Genomic DNA, 14,817 nt, shown 5'->3' with positions numbered 1-14,817 from the left:
CGCCCCCCACGAGCGTGCTCGACCTGCAGAAGGAGCCCCGATGCCCCCGACGGCGAAGCTGCCCCCGACGGCGAAACCGACCCCGTCCTTCCCGTACGACGAGCGCGACCTCGCCCGGTTCCGCGAGACGCAGCAGCTCGCCTACGACTGCGCCGAGGAGGTCGCCGCCTGGATCGAGCCGGGCGTCACCGAGCGGCAGGCCACCGCCGAGCTGCGCCGGCGCCTGGTGGCGGCCGGGGTGCAGGATTTCTTCCACGTCCCGTTCGCGTGGTTCGGCGACCGGACGGCGTTCCGGCACTTCCGCACCCCGCTGCAGTTCTTCGCGGGCAACCGCCGCCTGGAAGAGGGCATGCCGTACGTCCTCGACTGCGCGCCGATCGTCGACGGCTACACGGCGGACATCGGCTACGGCGGCAAGGTCGGGGAGAACCCGGTCTGGGACCGCCTCGCGGCCGACCTGCGGGTCTACCGGGAGCTGATCCTGGCCGAGGTGCGGGCCCGCCGCCCGCTGGCCGAGGTGTACGCGGCCGTGGACGCGCAGCTCGCCGAGCACGGCTACGACAACCGCCACCGGGTCTACCCTGGCCGGGTGATCGGCCACCAGGTGACGAGGACGACCGCGCGCGGCCCGGCCGGGGTCACCGTCTTCGGCTTCGGCGTGCGCACCCTGCAGACCCTCGGCCGCGAGCTGGTCTCCGAGCGCCTGCACGGCCGTTCGCCGTTGTGGGCGGACGGCCGCTCGTCGCGGCACGCGCCCACCCCGGGGCTGTGGGCGGTGGAGCCGCACATCGCCTTCCGGGGCGTGGGCATCAAGTTCGAGGAGCTGCTGGTCGTCACCGAGGACGACGCCTACTGGCTCGACGACGACCTGCCGCACGTCCGCCGCTGGACGTCCGGGTCCACGTCCCAGTCCGCGCCCACCTCCGAGCCCACCTCCGAGCCCACGCCCGAGCCCACCGCCCTGGAGACCGCCCGATGAGCGAGAGCCCGAAGAGCGAGAGCCCGAAGACCCGCCGGACCGTCCGCTCCGGCGGCCTGCCGCTCGCCGTCTACGAGCAGGGCGACCCGGACGCCCCCACCGTCCTCCTCGTGCACGGCTACCCCGACACCCACGCCGTCTGGGACGACGTCGCCGACGACCTCGCCCGCGACCACCACGTGGTGCGCTACGACGTCCGCGGCGCCGGCGCTTCCGGCGCCCCCGCGACCCGCGACGGCTACCGCCTGGAGCAACTCGCCGACGACCTGTTCGCGGTCGCCGACGCGGTCAGCCCCGGGCGCCCGGTGCACGTCGTCGCCCACGACTGGGGCTCGGTCCAGTCCTGGGAGGCCGTCACCTCGCCCGGCGCGGAGGCCCGGATCGCGTCCTACACGACGATGTCCGGGCCCTGCCTCGACCACATGGGGTACTGGCTGCGCCACCGGCTGCGCCGCCCCACCCCGCGCCACCTCGGGCAGCTGCTCCACCAGGGCCTGCACTCCTGGTACATCACCGCGTTCCACCTGCCGTTCCTCGGCCCGGGCGTGTGGCGCCTCGGCCTCGCCCGCGCGTGGCCGCGGGTGCTGCGCGACCTGGAGCACGTCACCCCCCGCCCGGGCCACCCGCAGCCGGGCCTGCGCCGGGACGCGGTGCGCGGCATCGAGCTGTACCGGGCCAACTTCCGCCCCGCGCTGGGCAGTCCGCGCGAGCGGCCGACCGAGGTGCCGGTCCAGCTGGTGACCCTCACCCGGGACCGCTACGTCGGCACCTACCTCTCCGAGGGCCTGGAGCGCTGGGCCCCGAACCTCACCCGACGGACGCTGCGGGCCGGCCACTGGTCGGCGCTGCTGGAGAAGGGAGCGCACGTGGCCGATATGGTCCGCGAGTTCACGGCGAAGACGGAGGCGGGCGACGGGCGTCCGGCGAAGGGCGACGGCCCGCTGATCGTCGTCACCGGCGGCGGCAGCGGCATCGGCCGGGCCACCGCGCTCGCCTTCGCCGAGGACGGCGCCCGGGTGGTGGTGTGCGACCTCGACCTCGCCGCGGCCGAGCGCACCGCCGAACTGGCCTCCCTCATCGGCCCGCAGGCCCACGCCTACCGGGTGGACGTCGCCGACGGCGCCGCGGTGGACGCCTTCGCGAAGGCCGTGGCCGCCGGGCACGGCGTGCCCGACGTCGTGGTCAACAACGCGGGCATCGGCCACTCCGGGACGTTCCTGCAGACCACCGAGCAGGAGTGGCGGCGCGTGCTGGACATCAACCTGTGGGGTGTCATCCACGGCTGCCGCGCCTTCGCGGCCCTGATGGCCGAGCGCGGCGAGGGCGGCCACATCGTCAACGTCTCCTCGGCCGCCGCCTACCTGCCGTCCAAGGCGCTCACCGCGTACGCGACCAGCAAGGCCGCGGTGTTCATGCTCTCCGACTGCCTGCGCGCCGACCTCGCGTCCCACGACATCGGGGTCTCCACGATCTGCCCCGGCATCGTGAACACCAACATCACCCGCACCTCGACCTTCTCCGCCACCACCGCCGACGAGCAGGCCGCCAAGCAGGCCCGCGCCGCCCGGCTCTACGCCCGCCGCGGCTTCCCGCCGGAGAAGGTGGCCGCCGCGATCCTCCAGGCCGTCCGCACGAAGAAGCCCGTCGTCCCCGTCACCCCCGAGGCCAAGGCCGCCCGCCTCCTCAGCCGCCTCAGCCCCGCCCTCCTGCGCCTGGCCGCCCGCCTGAACGTGACCTGAGGCCGGTACGGGTCTGCGACAGCGGGTGCGCACCGCACATCGCAGGCCCGTACCGTGCCCGGAGGTTGGACACGGCCCGCATCGCACTGGACGTCATCGACGGCGAACTCCTGGCCGAGGCCGCCGAGATCCTCGGCACCACGACCGCGGTCGCCACGGTCAACGCAGCGCTTGAGGAGACGGTGAACCATCGAAAGGGCAGGCGGTTCCCCGACCGGCCCGCCGGCGGCGGCGTGCTGGTCTGCCATGTGTGCAGGGTACCCGCGCAAGCCGTCGTGGTTCGTCCGTACCATGGCGGCCCATGGAGATGACGACTGCCCTGTGGTCCTTCGCCCTCGTCGTGGGGTTGTTGACGCTCACGCCCGGACTGGACACCGCGCTCGTGCTGCGGACGTCCGCGCTGGCGGGGCGGCGGCAGGCGTGGGGGGTCGTGCTCGGCATCCAGACGGGGACGCTGATCTGGGGGACGCTCACGTCGGCCGGGGTCACGGCGCTGCTGACCGCCTCGCAGGTGGCGTACGAGGTGCTGCGCTGGGGCGGGGCCGCGTACCTGGTGTGGATGGGCGTCGGAATGCTGCGCAGCCGCGGGGTGCAGGCCGCGGAGGAGGAGGCGCCGGCGCGGGGCGGGTTCCGGTACGGGTGGCGGCGGGGTGCGCTGACCAACCTGCTGAACCCGAAGGTCGGGGTCTTCTACGTCGCCGTGCTGCCGCAGTTCATCCCGTCGGGGGCGCCGCACTTCGCCGCCGGAGTGGCGCTGACCTGCGTCCACGTCGTGGAGGGCGGGCTGTGGTCGGCGGTCCTGGTGGGCTTCGCGCAGGTGGTGCGCGGCTGGCTGCGCCGTCCGTCGGCGCGCCGGCTGATGGACCGGGTGACGGGCGTGGTGGTGGTGGGGTTCGGGCTGAAGCTCGCGCTGTCCGACTGAGCGGACCGGGCCGGCCGCCGGCCGCTAGCGCCCCAGGCGCGACAGCCCCTCGCGCAGGTCGTCGGGATTCATGCAGATGTGGGTCTGCACGGTCGCGTTGAACTCCAGCCAGAACGGTTCGCAGATGGACGGCAGGGCGGCCTCGTCCGGGACGTCGACCACGATGATCTGGGCGCGGTGGCCGTTGCGGTTGAAGAAGTAGGCCGCTTCGGGCTTGAGGGCGGCCATGATCCGTTCGAACCTCTCGCCGACCGTGCCGTCGGCGATCAGCTTGTTCGTGGTCGCGGTGTCGATTTCGATGTCCAGCAGGACGCGCATGGCAGGTGCTCCTTGCCCGGGCTCGGGGTGAGTCCGCAACTCCAGCCTCGCGCCGGCCACCAGGGGCCGCAACGTCACCCGCCTGGCGGCCGGTGGGTGGCCGCGGCGGGCGTGGCGGGCTGCACTGGTTGGGCCACTGCCCAGCCGAGAAGGAGCCCGCTATGGCGATCGTTGTGACCTTCGACATCCCCGGTGTGACCCAGGCCCAGTACGACGGGGTGATCAAGGCCCTGACCGGCAGCACCACCGGCTTCAACCTGCCGTCCGACCTGCCCGTCGCGGGCATCGTGTCGCACGTGGCCGGTCCGACCGCGACCGGCTGGCACGTGACCGACGTGTGGGAGAGCCGCGAGGCGTTCGACCGTTTCGCCGAGGTGCTGCGGCCGATCCTCCAGGACGTCGGCATCCCGGCCGACCCGCCGCAGGTCTTCGAGGCCTACCGCGTCGTGCGCTGAGCCGGTGCGTCAGCCGGCGCCCGTCGGCGTCGGCCGGCGAGCCGCCCCCGCCCGTCAGGCGGCGTGCGTGCGCGGTGCCTGGCTGTCAGCGGGCTCCGCCGCCGCCACGTCGTGGTGGATCGGCCCGCTGCCGGCGCTGAGCGGGAGGCAGCTGCCGCCGCGCCGGTGGGCGATGATCTCGGCGGCGACCGAGACGGCGGTCTCCTCGGGGGTGCGGGCGCCGAGGTCGAGGCCGATGGGGGAGCGCAGCCGGGCGATCTCGGCGTCGGTGAGGCCGACCTCGCGCAGCCGGGCGTTGCGGTCGCGGTGGGTGCGGCGGGAGCCCATCGCGCCGACGTAGCCGACGGGCAGCCGCAGGGCGCGCTCCAGCAGGGGGATGTCGAACTTGGCGTCGTGGGTGAGGACGCAGAGCACGGTGCGCCCGTCGATCCGGTCGAGCTGGGAGTCGAGGTAGCGGTGGGGCCAGTCGACGACGACCTCGTCGGCGTCGGGGAAGCGCCGGGCGGTGGCGAAGACGGGCCGGGCGTCGCAGACGGTGACGTGGTAGCCGAGGAAGCGGCCGATCCGCACGACGGCGGCGGCGAAGTCGATGGCGCCGAAGACGATCATCCGCGGCGCGGGCACGTAGGACTCGACGAAGCAGGTCACGGTGCCCTGGTCGTGCTCGTCGCAGGGGCGGCCGTCGAGGCCGAGGACGATCCGGCCGGTGCGTCCGGCGTCGAGCATGGCGCGGGCCTCGGCGACGATGGCCCGCTGGAGCCCGCCGACCGTCGAGGGGGCCGGGGACAGCGCCCCGGTCGCGCCGTCGGCGGTGACGGCGAGCGTCGCGCCGACGAGTCCGCCGGGCCCGGCGATGATCCGGGCGAGCGCGACGGGCGTGCCGGCGGCGATGTGGGCGATGCCGGCGTCGAGGCCGGGGTCGGCCCCGGGCACGACCGGCTGGACGAACACGTCGAGGATTCCGCCGCAGGTCAGGCCGACGGCGAAGGCGTCCTCGTCGCTGTAGCCGAAGCGTTCGAGGACGGGTTCGCCGCTCGCGATGGCGCTCTGGCACAGCTCGTACACGGCGCCCTCGACGCAGCCGCCGGAGACGCTGCCGATCGCCTCGCCGTCCGCGTCGACGGCGAGGGCGGCGCCGGGGTCGCGGGGCGCGCTGCCGGAGACGCCGACGACGGTGGCCACGGCGAAGGAGCGCCCGGACGCGTGCCAGGCCTGCAGCTGGTCGGCGATGTCCTGCATGTCGGGAGGCTCCTTACACGTTTCGACAGTAGCGGGGGCGCCGCCGTACGGGAAACGATCCCGTACGGCGGCGTTGGTGTGCGAGCGGTCACCGTGCCGCAGTTGGCCGCCCGCGCGCCGCGGCTAGTGCACGCCCAGCCAGGACTTGATCGGCGAGAGCGCGAAGTACACGACGAACACGCCGGTGAGGATCCACATCAGGACGCCGGGCTCGCGCCACTTGCCCTGGCCGGCCTTGATGACCGTGTACGAGATGACACCGGCGGCCACGCCCGCGGTGATGCTGTAGGTGAACGGCATCAGGACGCAGGTGAGGAAGGCCGGGATGGCGACCTCGCGGTCGGACCAGTCGATGTGCCGGGCCTGGCTGAGCATCATCGAGCCGATGACGACGAGCGCGGCGGAGGCGACCTCGACCGGGACGATGCCGGCCAGCGGGGAGAAGAACAGCATCAGGGCGAACAGGCCGCCGGTGACGGTGGAGGCGAGTCCGGTGCGGGCGCCGTCGCCGACGCCGGTGGCGGACTCGACGAAGACCGTCTGGCCGGAGGCGCCGGCCAGGCCGCCGACCGCGCCGCCGGCGCCGTCGATGAACAGGGCCTTGGACAGGCCCGGCATGCGGCCCTGCTTGTCGGCCAGGCCCGCTTCGGTGCCGACGCCGATGATGGTGGCCATCGCGTCGAAGAAGCCGGCGAGCACGAGGGTGAAGACCGCGACGGAGGCGCTGATCGCCCCCATGCCCTTGCCGCCGAAGGCGCCGAAGAGGTCGACGTGGCCGAAGAGGCTGAAGTCGGGTGCGGCGACCGGGCTGCCGGGCCACACCGGGACGGAGTTCGCCCAGGCCTTGGCCGGCACGTGGGCCAGCTTGTTGACGACGATGGCGACCACGGTGCCGCCGGCGATGCCGATCAGGATCGCGCCGCGCACGTTGCGCGCCATCAGCACGAAGATCGTCAGCAGGGTGAGGCAGAAGATCAGGACGGGCCAGCCGGAGAGCTCGCCGAAGGGGCCCAGCGACAGCGGGGTGGGGCCGCCGGTGTGCACGAAGCCGGCCTTGTAGAGGCCGATGATGGTGACGAACAGGCCGATGCCGATGGTGATCGCGTGCTTGAGCGGCAGGGGTATGCCGTTCATGATCTTCTCGCGCAGGCCGGAGACGACCAGCAGGACGATCAGCAGGCCGTAGATCACGCACAGGCCCATGGCCTGCGGCCACGTGGTGTGCGGGACGACCAGGGCGGAGACCGCGCCGGAGACGGAGAGGCCGGCGGCGAGGGCCAGCGGCACGTTGCCGACCACGCCCATGAGGATCGTGGTGACGGCGGCCGCGAGGGCCGTCGCGGTGGTCAGCGCCGCGTGGTCGAGCTTCACGCCGGTGACGTCCGCGCCGCTCAGGATGAGCGGGTTGAGCAGGATGATGTACGCCATCGCCATGAAGGTGGTGAGACCACCGCGTAGTTCGTTGGCGAGCGTCGATCCCCGGGCCGAGATCTTGAAGTACGCGTCGAGCGCGCTGTTCGGCCGTGCTGCCGGGACCGACGTGGGGGTGTCGTCCTCGGCGGGTCTGTCTTCGGTGGTGCCGGGTTCCGTGGGGATCCGGGTCATGTCCACTCCCAAGGTTCAAAGGGGGTTGGGGTGGGCGAGCCGACCTGACTGCCAGGCAACGAATCCGGCGCAGGGGGACTAATCGACTCACTGGGCGCACTCTGTGGCTGTGCCGGCGGTGCGTAGGTGGTGCGCACCGCTGCAGAACCCCGGCGTGGGAGAGGCAGCGGGACAGTGCGTTCGCGTATCGGCTTGTGGTGCATGGGAGTCGCCTCAACTGCGAGGTGGGGGTTGGTGCTGGTGGTGCCGGGTGGTGCTGCCCCGGGGCGGCGGGGAAGACGGTCGCCGCCCCGGGGACGTCCGGTGAACGGCCGGGGTCAGCCGGGCTGTTCGGTGGTCAGGTGCTCGGGGCGGACCGGGATCCGCTTGAGCGCGAGGCCGGTGGCGTTGCGGATGGCCGCCACGATCGACGGGGTGGCCGAGACGGTCGGGGCCTCGCCGACGCCGCGCAGCCCGTAGGGGGCGTTGGGGTCGGGCAGTTCGAGGATCTCGACCGGGATCGGCGGGGTGTCGAGGATGGTGGGGATCAGGTAGTCCGTGAAGGAGGCGTTGCGCACCTTCCCGTCCCGGACGATGATCTCCTCCATGACGGCGAGGCCGAGCGCCTGGGTGCAGCCGCCCTGGATCTGGCCGACCACGGAGAGCGGGTTGAGCGCCTTGCCGACGTCCTGGACGGCGGTCAGCTCGACCACCTTGACCAGACCGAGCTCGACGTCGACGTCGACGACCGCGCGGTTGGCGCAGAAGGTGTACTGGACGTGGCCGAAGCCCTGTCCGGTCTCCTTGTCGAACGCCTGGGTCGGGCGGTGGTGGTGCTCGCGGGTGAGGTCGATGGCCTCGTCGCCGAGCAGGTCGACCATGGAGACCAGCGGGCCCGCGCCCTCGGAGACGACCTTGCCGCCGACGAGGGTGATGTCGTCGTGCAGCCAGCCGTAGCGGCGGCGGCCCTTGTCGATCAGCGCGCGCTTGACCGCCTCGGCGGCGAGCTTGACGGCGCCGCCGGTCATGTAGGTCTGGCGCGACGCGGAGGTCGAACCGGCCGACCCCACCTCGGTGTTGGCCGGGTGGATGGTGACGAGCTCGACGCCGAGCTCGGTGCGGGCGATCTGGGCGTGCACGGTGACGCCGCCCTGGCCGACCTCCGCCATCGCGGTGTGCACCATGGCGACCGGCTCGCCGCCGATCACCTCCAGGCGCACCCGGGCGGTGGAGTAGTCGTCGAAGCCCTCGGAGAAGCCGACGTTCTTGATGCCGACGGAGTAGCCGACGCCGCGCACGATGCCCTCGCCGTGCGAGGTGTTGGACAGCGCGCCGGGCAGCTGGCGCACGTCCAGGTGGGCGGTGTCCAGCGGCGGGGGCAGCGGCATGTCCTTGACCCGCTGGAGCAGGTCGGCCACCGGGGCCGGCGAGTCGATCTGCTGGCCGGTGGGCATGAAGTCGCCCTCGGCCATGGCGTTGAGCTGGCGGAACTCGACCGGGTCCATGCCCAGTTCGGCGGCGATCCGGTCCATCTGCGTCTCGTAGCCGAACGCGGCCTGCACCGCGCCGAAGCCGCGCATCGCCCCGCAGGACGGGTTGTTGCTGTAGAGCGCGATGGCGTGCATCTTGACGTTCGGGATCACGTACGGGCCGTGGCCGAGCGAGGCCGCGTTGCCGACGACGGCCGGGGAGGCGGAGGCGTAGGCGCCGCCGTCCAGCACGATCCGGCAGTCGGCGAAGACGAGCTTGCCGTCGCGGGTGACACCGTGCTCGTAGTGCATCTTCGCCGGGTGGCGGTGCACGTGGCCGTAGAAGGACTCGTCGCGAGCGTAGACGATCTTGACGGGCTTGCCGGTGTGCTGCGCCAGCAGGCACGCGTGGATCTGCATCGAGATGTCCTCGCGGCCGCCGAAGGCGCCGCCGACACCGGCGAGGGTGAGCCGGACCTTCTCCTCGGGCAGGTCCAGCACCGGGGCCATCTGCTCGCGGTCGACGTGCAGCCACTGGGTGGCGATGTACAGGTCGATGCCGCCGTCCTCGGCGGGCACGGCGAGGCCGGACTCCGGGCCGAGGAAGGCCTGGTCCTGCATGCCGACCTCGTAGTCGCCGCTGACGATGACGTCCGCGAGCGCGCGGACCTCGTCGGTGACGCCGAGGCCGGAGACCAGCTTCTGCTCGTGGCAGATGTTGCCGTAGCCGTGCGACTTGAACTCGTGCGGCTCGTGCACGTAGCCGTGGGTCTCCGGGTCCAGGCACTGCTCCTCGGTGACGATCGGGGTGAGCACCTCGTACTCGACCTTGATCTTCTTCACCGCGCGGCGGGCCGTCTCCGGGTGGTCGGCCGCGACCAGCGCGATCGCCTCGCCGTGGTAGCGGACCTTGTCGATCGCGAGGGCCGGCTGGTCCTGGATCTCCAGGCCGTAGAACTTCGAGCCCGGGATGTCCTGGTGGGTGAGGACGGCGTACACGCCGGGCACCTTGAGCGCCTCGGAGATGTCGACGCCGAGGATGTTGGCCCGGGGGTGCGGCGAGCGCAGCGCCATACCCCACAGCATGTCCTCGTGCCACATGTCGGACGAGTACGCGAACTCGCCCTTGACCTTCAGGTTGCCGTCCGGGCGCAGCGGCGAGCCGCCGATGCCGTCCTTGGACGCCTGGTCGATGTTCTGGAGGTTCTTCTGCCCCTGGATCGTGCGCGTGCTCATTCCGCAGTCCCCTTACCGGCGCACTTGCGGGCGGAGGCGAGCCGCACCGCGTCCATGATCTTCTCGTAGCCGGTGCAACGGCACAGGTTGCCCGACAGCGCCTCGCGGATGTCGTTGTCGCTGGGCTGCTCGTCGCGCTCCAGCAGGGCGTCGGTCTGCACCAGCAGGCCGGGGGTGCAGAAGCCGCACTGGACGGCGCCGGCGTCGATGAACGCCTGCTGGACGAGGCCGAGCTCGCCGTTCTCGTCGGCCAGGCCCTCGACCGTGCGGACCTCGCGGTCCTGCACCTGGCCGGCCGCGACCAGGCAGGAGCAGACCGGCACGCCGTCGAGGTAGACGGTGCAGGAGCCGCACTCGCCCTGCTCGCAGGCGTTCTTGGAGCCGGGCAGGCCGACCCGCTCGCGCAGCACGTACAGGAGGCTCTCGCCCTCCCACACGTCGTCGGCCTCGACCGGCTTGCCGTTGGCGGTGAAAGTGACCCTCATGCCGCGCTCCTGATCTGCTTGCTGTAGTCGTTCCAACACCAGGTGAGGGTGCGGCGGGCCATCACGGCCAGGGAGTGGCGCCGGTACTCGGCGGTGCCCCGGACGTCGTCGATGGGGGAGGCCGCGGCCTTCACCAGCTCGCCGAAGCGCTGGATCACCTCGGTGCCCAGCAGGCCGCCGGACTCCCAGAGGCCGCGCTCGGCCAGGACGCCCTGGAGGTACTCCTCGGCCTCGACGGCGCGGCGCGGAGTGGGGGCGGCCGAGCCGATGCCGGTGCCGACGGTGCCGTTCCTGGGGTGCAGGGCGAAGCCGAAGGCGCACACCGCGATGACCATCGCGTTGCGGGTGCCGATCTTCGAGAACTGCTGGGGGCCGTCGGCGACCGGGATGTGCACGGCCCGGATCAGCTCGTCGGCCGCCAGGCTGTTGCGCTTCACGCCGACGTAGAACTCGTCGATCGGGATCATCCGGGTGCCGCGCACGGAGGCCGCTTCGACGAACACGTCCCGCCCGGCCGCCAGCAGCGCGGGGTGCGCGTCACCGGCCGGGGAGGCGCCGCCGAGGTTGCCCCCGACACCGCCCCGGTTGCGGATCTGCGGCGAGCCGACGGTGTGGGCCGCCAGCGCGAGGCCGGGCAGCGGACCGGACAGCTCGTCGATGATCCGGGCGTAGGGGACCGAGGCGCCGAGCCGCACGACGTTGCCGTCGTTGGACCATTCGGTGAGCTCGGTGATGCGGTTCAGGTCGAGAATCGCGGATGGCCGGTGCACGTCGAAGTTCATCTCGACCATGACGTCCGTACCGCCCGAGATGGGCAGCGCGGTCGGGTACTCAGCCTTCGCCGCGAGTGCCTCGTCCCAGGTAGCGGGCCGAAGGAACTCCATGCGGGTGTCTCCTCAAGTCGTCGCCGGCCGGACGGGTGGGCTGGGTGCCCGGAACCCGGTGTTCGGGACCTGCCCACCGTGTCGTCGCCTCGGCGTCGGATCCCGGTCACCGGGCTGTGTCCGGCGGCGTGTGGCCAGTGAACCGCTGTGACGGGGCCCACTGGCAGTCACCGATGGCATGAAGCCCCGGCTGTGGTCCCGCCCGGCATCCTGTACGTTCCTCTAAGGAGGACAACGTCGCAGTCCAGCTAATCACCAGGCGCTACCTACGACCGTAATCCGGCCGTGATTCGGGAGCTACGGGCCCGTGACCCGCCGTCCCGGACGGACGTAACGCCAAGCACGGATGTTCGGGCACACTGTCACCCCCGGCAGCGCGTTCGGGCCCCTCACCCCCACCGATCCAGCCCGTTAGGAGTCTGCGGATGCGTGTCCGTGACCTGCTCGCCCCCGGCGCCCCGCGACTGCGCCTGCTCGCGGCCGAGGACGAGCTGGACCGGCAGGTCAGCGGTGTCATGACCACGGACCTGCACGACCCCGGGCGCTACCTGCACGGCGGCGAGCTGGTGCTCACCGGCATGCTCTGGCGCACCGGCCCGGCCGACTCGGAGCGCTTCGTGCGCACCATCGCGGCCGGCGGCGCCGTCGCCCTCGCGGCCGGCGAGGCCGAGGTCGGCCCGGTGCCCGAGGACCTCGTCGACGCCTGTCGCCGGCACCGGATGCCCCTGCTCGCCGTCCCCGACGACATCGCCTTCGGAACGGTCACCGAGTTCGTCGGCCGGCAGGTCTCCGCCGACCGCGCCGCCGACCTCGCCGCCCTCGTCGACCGCCACCGGCTGCTCGTCTCGGCGGCCGGCGGCGGCGGCCTGGACGCCGTCCTGGACCTGCTCGGCGGCGACCTCGACCTCGACTGCTGGGTGCTCACCCCGACCGGCGCCGTGATCGCCGGGCCCGCCGACCGCCTGTCCGCCGAGGACCGCGACCAGCTGGTGCGCGCCCACCTCGCCGCCCAGCGCCAGCGCCGCCGCCCCCCGCACCGGGCCCGCCTCGCCACCGGCGCGTACTCGCTGCTGCCCGCCCCGGCCACCGCCGACGCCGAGCACGAGGCGCCGCTCGCCGACTGGGTGCTCGCCGTGGCCGGCGACGTCACCGAATGGACCACCAAGCGCCAGCAGCTCGCCGAGAACCTCGCCCGCCTCGTCGCCGCCGAGCGCCAGCGCCGCGACGAGGGCCGCCGGCTGCGCCGCCGCCTGGCCGACGAACTGCTCGACCGGCTGCGCCGCGACGCCGACCCGGCCGAGATCAGCCGCACCCTGTACGCCTCCTCGGCGATGGCCGCCCGGTACGAGAACGCCGAGCCCAAGCCGCAGGCCCCGGAGGGCTCCTGGCTGGTGCTCAGCGCCGACGGCACCGGCCTGCCCGAGGGCATGGTGCGGGCCGTCCTGGAGGAGGCGCTCGGCGGCACCACCGACCGCGCGCTGGTCGCCGGGGCCGGCACCGGCGCGGTCGTCGTGATGCCCGTGCTGGAGGCCGCCGTGCCCGCCGACACGCTGCGCGAACTGCTCGCCCCGCTGGAGGCCGGCCTCGGCTCCGAGGGCCGCATCACCCTCGGCGTCTCCGCCCCCGCCTCCGAGGCCGGCGGCCTGCGCGGCGCCCTGGAGGAGGCCCGGCACGCCCGCCGGATCGCCGCCGCCCGGGTCGGCCGGGTGTGCGTGGCCGGCCCCGAGGAGCTCGCCTCGCACGTGCTCCTGCTGGCCGCCGTCCCCGACGAGGTGCGCCGCGCGTTCCGCAGCCGCCTGCTGGACAAGGTGATCGGCTACGACATCGAGCACCAGGCGGACCTCGTGCGCACCCTGGAGGCGTTCCTGCGCTCGGACGGCTCCTGGACGCGCTGCGCCGGGCAGCTGCACGTCCACGTCAACACGCTGCGCTACCGGATCGGCCGCATCGAGGAGCTGACGGGCCGGGACCTCTCGCGCCTGGAGGACCGGGTGGACTTCTACCTGGCCCTCGAACTGGCCTGACACCCGGACGACATGACGAAGGGGCCCGCCGCGTACGTTCGCGGCGGGCCCCTTCTGCGTTCGGGTGATCGTTACTGCGCGGGGATGATCCCGGTCAGCCACTCGAAGACGTTCGGCACCATGCGCTTCCACAGGTCGGTGGTGTGCGGGCCGGTGGTCTCCTGCACCTGGATGGTGGTCGGGGCCTTGGCCGCGGCGGCCAGCGCCTGGGCGTCCTCGAAGCCGTCGCCCTTGGCGCCGCTGATGAAGAGCGAGACCTTCGGCGGGGTCTGGGCGGTCTTCAGGATGTTGACCGGGTTGTTGGCCTCGCGCAGCTGCGGGTTCTTGCCGACCAGCGAGTCCGACTCCTGGGCCGGGTCGTTGTAGCCGGAGAGGCTGATGCCGGCCCGGTAGCGGTTCGGGTGGGCCAGCGAGAGCTTGGCGGCGCAGTGCGCGCCGGCCGAGTAGCCGGCGATCGCCCAGCGATCGGGGGAGGGGTCGGCCCGGAAGTTGTCCATGATCATCTGCGGCACGTCCCGGGTGACCCACGCGTCGGCGTTGACCTTGCCGGGGATGTCGGTGCAGCCGGCGTCCTGGTGGTTGCCGAGGAGCAGGGTGCGCGGCGAGACCAGGATGAACGGGGCGACCTTGCCCTGCTGCATGAGCGGCTTGAGCTGCTCGGACACCTTGAGGGTGCCGTACCAGGTGGAGGACGAGCCCGGGTAGCCCGGGATCAGCTCGACGACCGGGAACTTCTTGTCCTTGTACGCCGGGTCGTCGTACTGCGGCGGCGTCCAGACCAGCACCTCGCCGTCGACGCCGGACACCTGGCCCTTGAGCTCGGTCTTCTTGACGTCGCCGGGCACCGCCGGGTCGTTCACGCCGCCGAACTGCTGGAGCACCTTCGCCGGGGGCTTGGCGTCCCCGCCCGACTTGGCCGCGCCGGCCGCGTCGTCCTTGGGCACAGCGGGCACCGCGCGGACGTGGTCGCCGGTGCCGAGCAGGTCGTCCCAGCTGCCGTAGATCAGGTTCGCGTTGTTCACCATCACGAAGACCGTCAGCACGGCCGTGATCTGGCAGAACACGATCATGACCAGCCGCGAGAGCACCTTGACCGGTTCGGGTCCGCGCACCTTGCCCCAGAAGAACAGCGCGACCGCGATCGACACCGGCACGAGGACGACCGTGAGGATGAAGAAGGGCGTACCTGTCAGTTGCATCAGTTCTCGTTATCCGGATCGCAAGCCGCTCGGGCCCCACTCGCCCGCGCGCACTCCAATGGCAAGGGACGGCGTTGAACCCGGGATCGGTTGCCGTCCGAATCTGTGCGGAACCTGAGAGGAACATCACGTTTCTGTGATGTTCCGCTTTCGGATCGGCGTCTAGTCTGCCACCCGGACGGCCGTCCGCCGGACGAGGTGTCCAGCCGACGCTCAGGAAGGTGCCCCGAGGCACCTTACCGTCCGCCCCGCCCCGGCCGCCGGGCGAGGCGGTGCGAGCCCGT

The 14,817-nt window shown here is 72.6% G+C and carries 13 protein-coding genes; 6 read left to right on the top strand and 7 right to left on the bottom strand.

The features are described 5' to 3' along the window. Window positions 1–40 precede the first annotated feature (40 nt). From ACFXDE_RS00890 to ACFXDE_RS00875, 4 genes are all read left to right on the top strand, one after another. On the top strand, window positions 41–979 hold the full coding sequence (locus tag ACFXDE_RS00890; protein ID WP_380489461.1) for a M24 family metallopeptidase: 939 nt from the start codon (window positions 41–43) through the stop codon (window positions 977–979). Further along, window positions 976–2,718, top strand: coding sequence for an SDR family oxidoreductase (locus tag ACFXDE_RS00885; RefSeq protein ID WP_380489458.1), 1,743 nt, complete (start codon window positions 976–978; stop codon window positions 2,716–2,718). The genes ACFXDE_RS00890 and ACFXDE_RS00885 overlap by 4 nt, the downstream gene beginning before the upstream one ends. A 65-nt stretch (window positions 2,719–2,783) precedes the next feature. Then, complete coding sequence (locus ACFXDE_RS00880) at window positions 2,784–3,029, top strand: type II toxin-antitoxin system VapB family antitoxin (RefSeq protein WP_380489455.1); 246 nt, start codon at window positions 2,784–2,786, stop codon at window positions 3,027–3,029. Continuing rightward, window positions 3,020–3,640, top strand: a complete 621-nt coding sequence (locus tag ACFXDE_RS00875) for a LysE family translocator (RefSeq protein WP_380489453.1) — start codon at window positions 3,020–3,022, stop codon at window positions 3,638–3,640. The genes ACFXDE_RS00880 and ACFXDE_RS00875 overlap by 10 nt, the downstream gene beginning before the upstream one ends. 24 nt (window positions 3,641–3,664) lie before the next feature. On the opposite strand, the gene ACFXDE_RS00870 is transcribed toward ACFXDE_RS00875, so the two are convergent. Further along, window positions 3,665–3,958, bottom strand: coding sequence for a hypothetical protein (locus tag ACFXDE_RS00870; protein ID WP_380437841.1), 294 nt, complete (start codon window positions 3,956–3,958; stop codon window positions 3,665–3,667). Between the two features lie 161 nt (window positions 3,959–4,119). Between ACFXDE_RS00870 and ACFXDE_RS00865 the strand changes: the two genes are divergently transcribed. Further along, window positions 4,120–4,413 carry a hypothetical protein gene (locus ACFXDE_RS00865; protein WP_380437843.1) on the top strand — a complete coding sequence of 98 codons (294 nt, stop codon included), beginning with the start codon at window positions 4,120–4,122 and terminating at the stop codon, window positions 4,411–4,413. Between the two features lie 54 nt (window positions 4,414–4,467). Here the strand turns inward: ACFXDE_RS00865 and ACFXDE_RS00860 are convergent, their stop codons facing one another. From ACFXDE_RS00860 to ACFXDE_RS00840, 5 genes are all read right to left on the bottom strand, one after another. Beyond that, complete coding sequence (locus ACFXDE_RS00860; protein WP_380489449.1) at window positions 4,468–5,652, bottom strand: XdhC family protein; 1,185 nt, start codon at window positions 5,650–5,652, stop codon at window positions 4,468–4,470. 123 nt (window positions 5,653–5,775) lie between these two features. Beyond that, window positions 5,776–7,257, bottom strand: coding sequence for an NCS2 family permease (locus ACFXDE_RS00855; RefSeq protein ID WP_380437847.1), 1,482 nt, complete (start codon window positions 7,255–7,257; stop codon window positions 5,776–5,778). Between the two features lie 317 nt (window positions 7,258–7,574). Then, on the bottom strand, window positions 7,575–9,941 hold the full coding sequence (pucD, locus tag ACFXDE_RS00850) for a xanthine dehydrogenase subunit D (RefSeq protein ID WP_380437849.1): 2,367 nt from the start codon (window positions 9,939–9,941) through the stop codon (window positions 7,575–7,577). Then, window positions 9,938–10,426, bottom strand: coding sequence for a (2Fe-2S)-binding protein (locus ACFXDE_RS00845; RefSeq protein WP_380437851.1), 489 nt, complete (start codon window positions 10,424–10,426; stop codon window positions 9,938–9,940). The genes pucD and ACFXDE_RS00845 overlap by 4 nt, the downstream gene beginning before the upstream one ends. Further along, window positions 10,423–11,310, bottom strand: coding sequence for an FAD binding domain-containing protein (locus tag ACFXDE_RS00840; protein ID WP_380489444.1), 888 nt, complete (start codon window positions 11,308–11,310; stop codon window positions 10,423–10,425). The genes ACFXDE_RS00845 and ACFXDE_RS00840 overlap by 4 nt, the downstream gene beginning before the upstream one ends. A 425-nt stretch (window positions 11,311–11,735) precedes the next feature. Between ACFXDE_RS00840 and ACFXDE_RS00835 the strand changes: the two genes are divergently transcribed. Beyond that, a complete protein-coding gene (locus tag ACFXDE_RS00835) occupies window positions 11,736–13,334 on the top strand; it encodes a PucR family transcriptional regulator (RefSeq protein WP_380437855.1) in 1,599 nt (532 codons plus the stop codon). Between the two features lie 71 nt (window positions 13,335–13,405). Here ACFXDE_RS00835 and ACFXDE_RS00830 read toward each other — a convergent pair whose 3' ends face one another. After that, on the bottom strand, window positions 13,406–14,533 hold the full coding sequence (locus ACFXDE_RS00830; protein WP_380437857.1) for an alpha/beta hydrolase: 1,128 nt from the start codon (window positions 14,531–14,533) through the stop codon (window positions 13,406–13,408). Window positions 14,534–14,817 lie beyond the last annotated feature (284 nt).

Source organism: Kitasatospora sp. NPDC059408, assembly GCF_042751525.1.
Classification (GTDB): Bacteria; Actinomycetota; Actinomycetes; order Streptomycetales; family Streptomycetaceae; genus Kitasatospora.
Note: the sequence above shows the minus strand (reverse complement) of the source record. Positions and strands in the feature narration are given on the sequence as shown.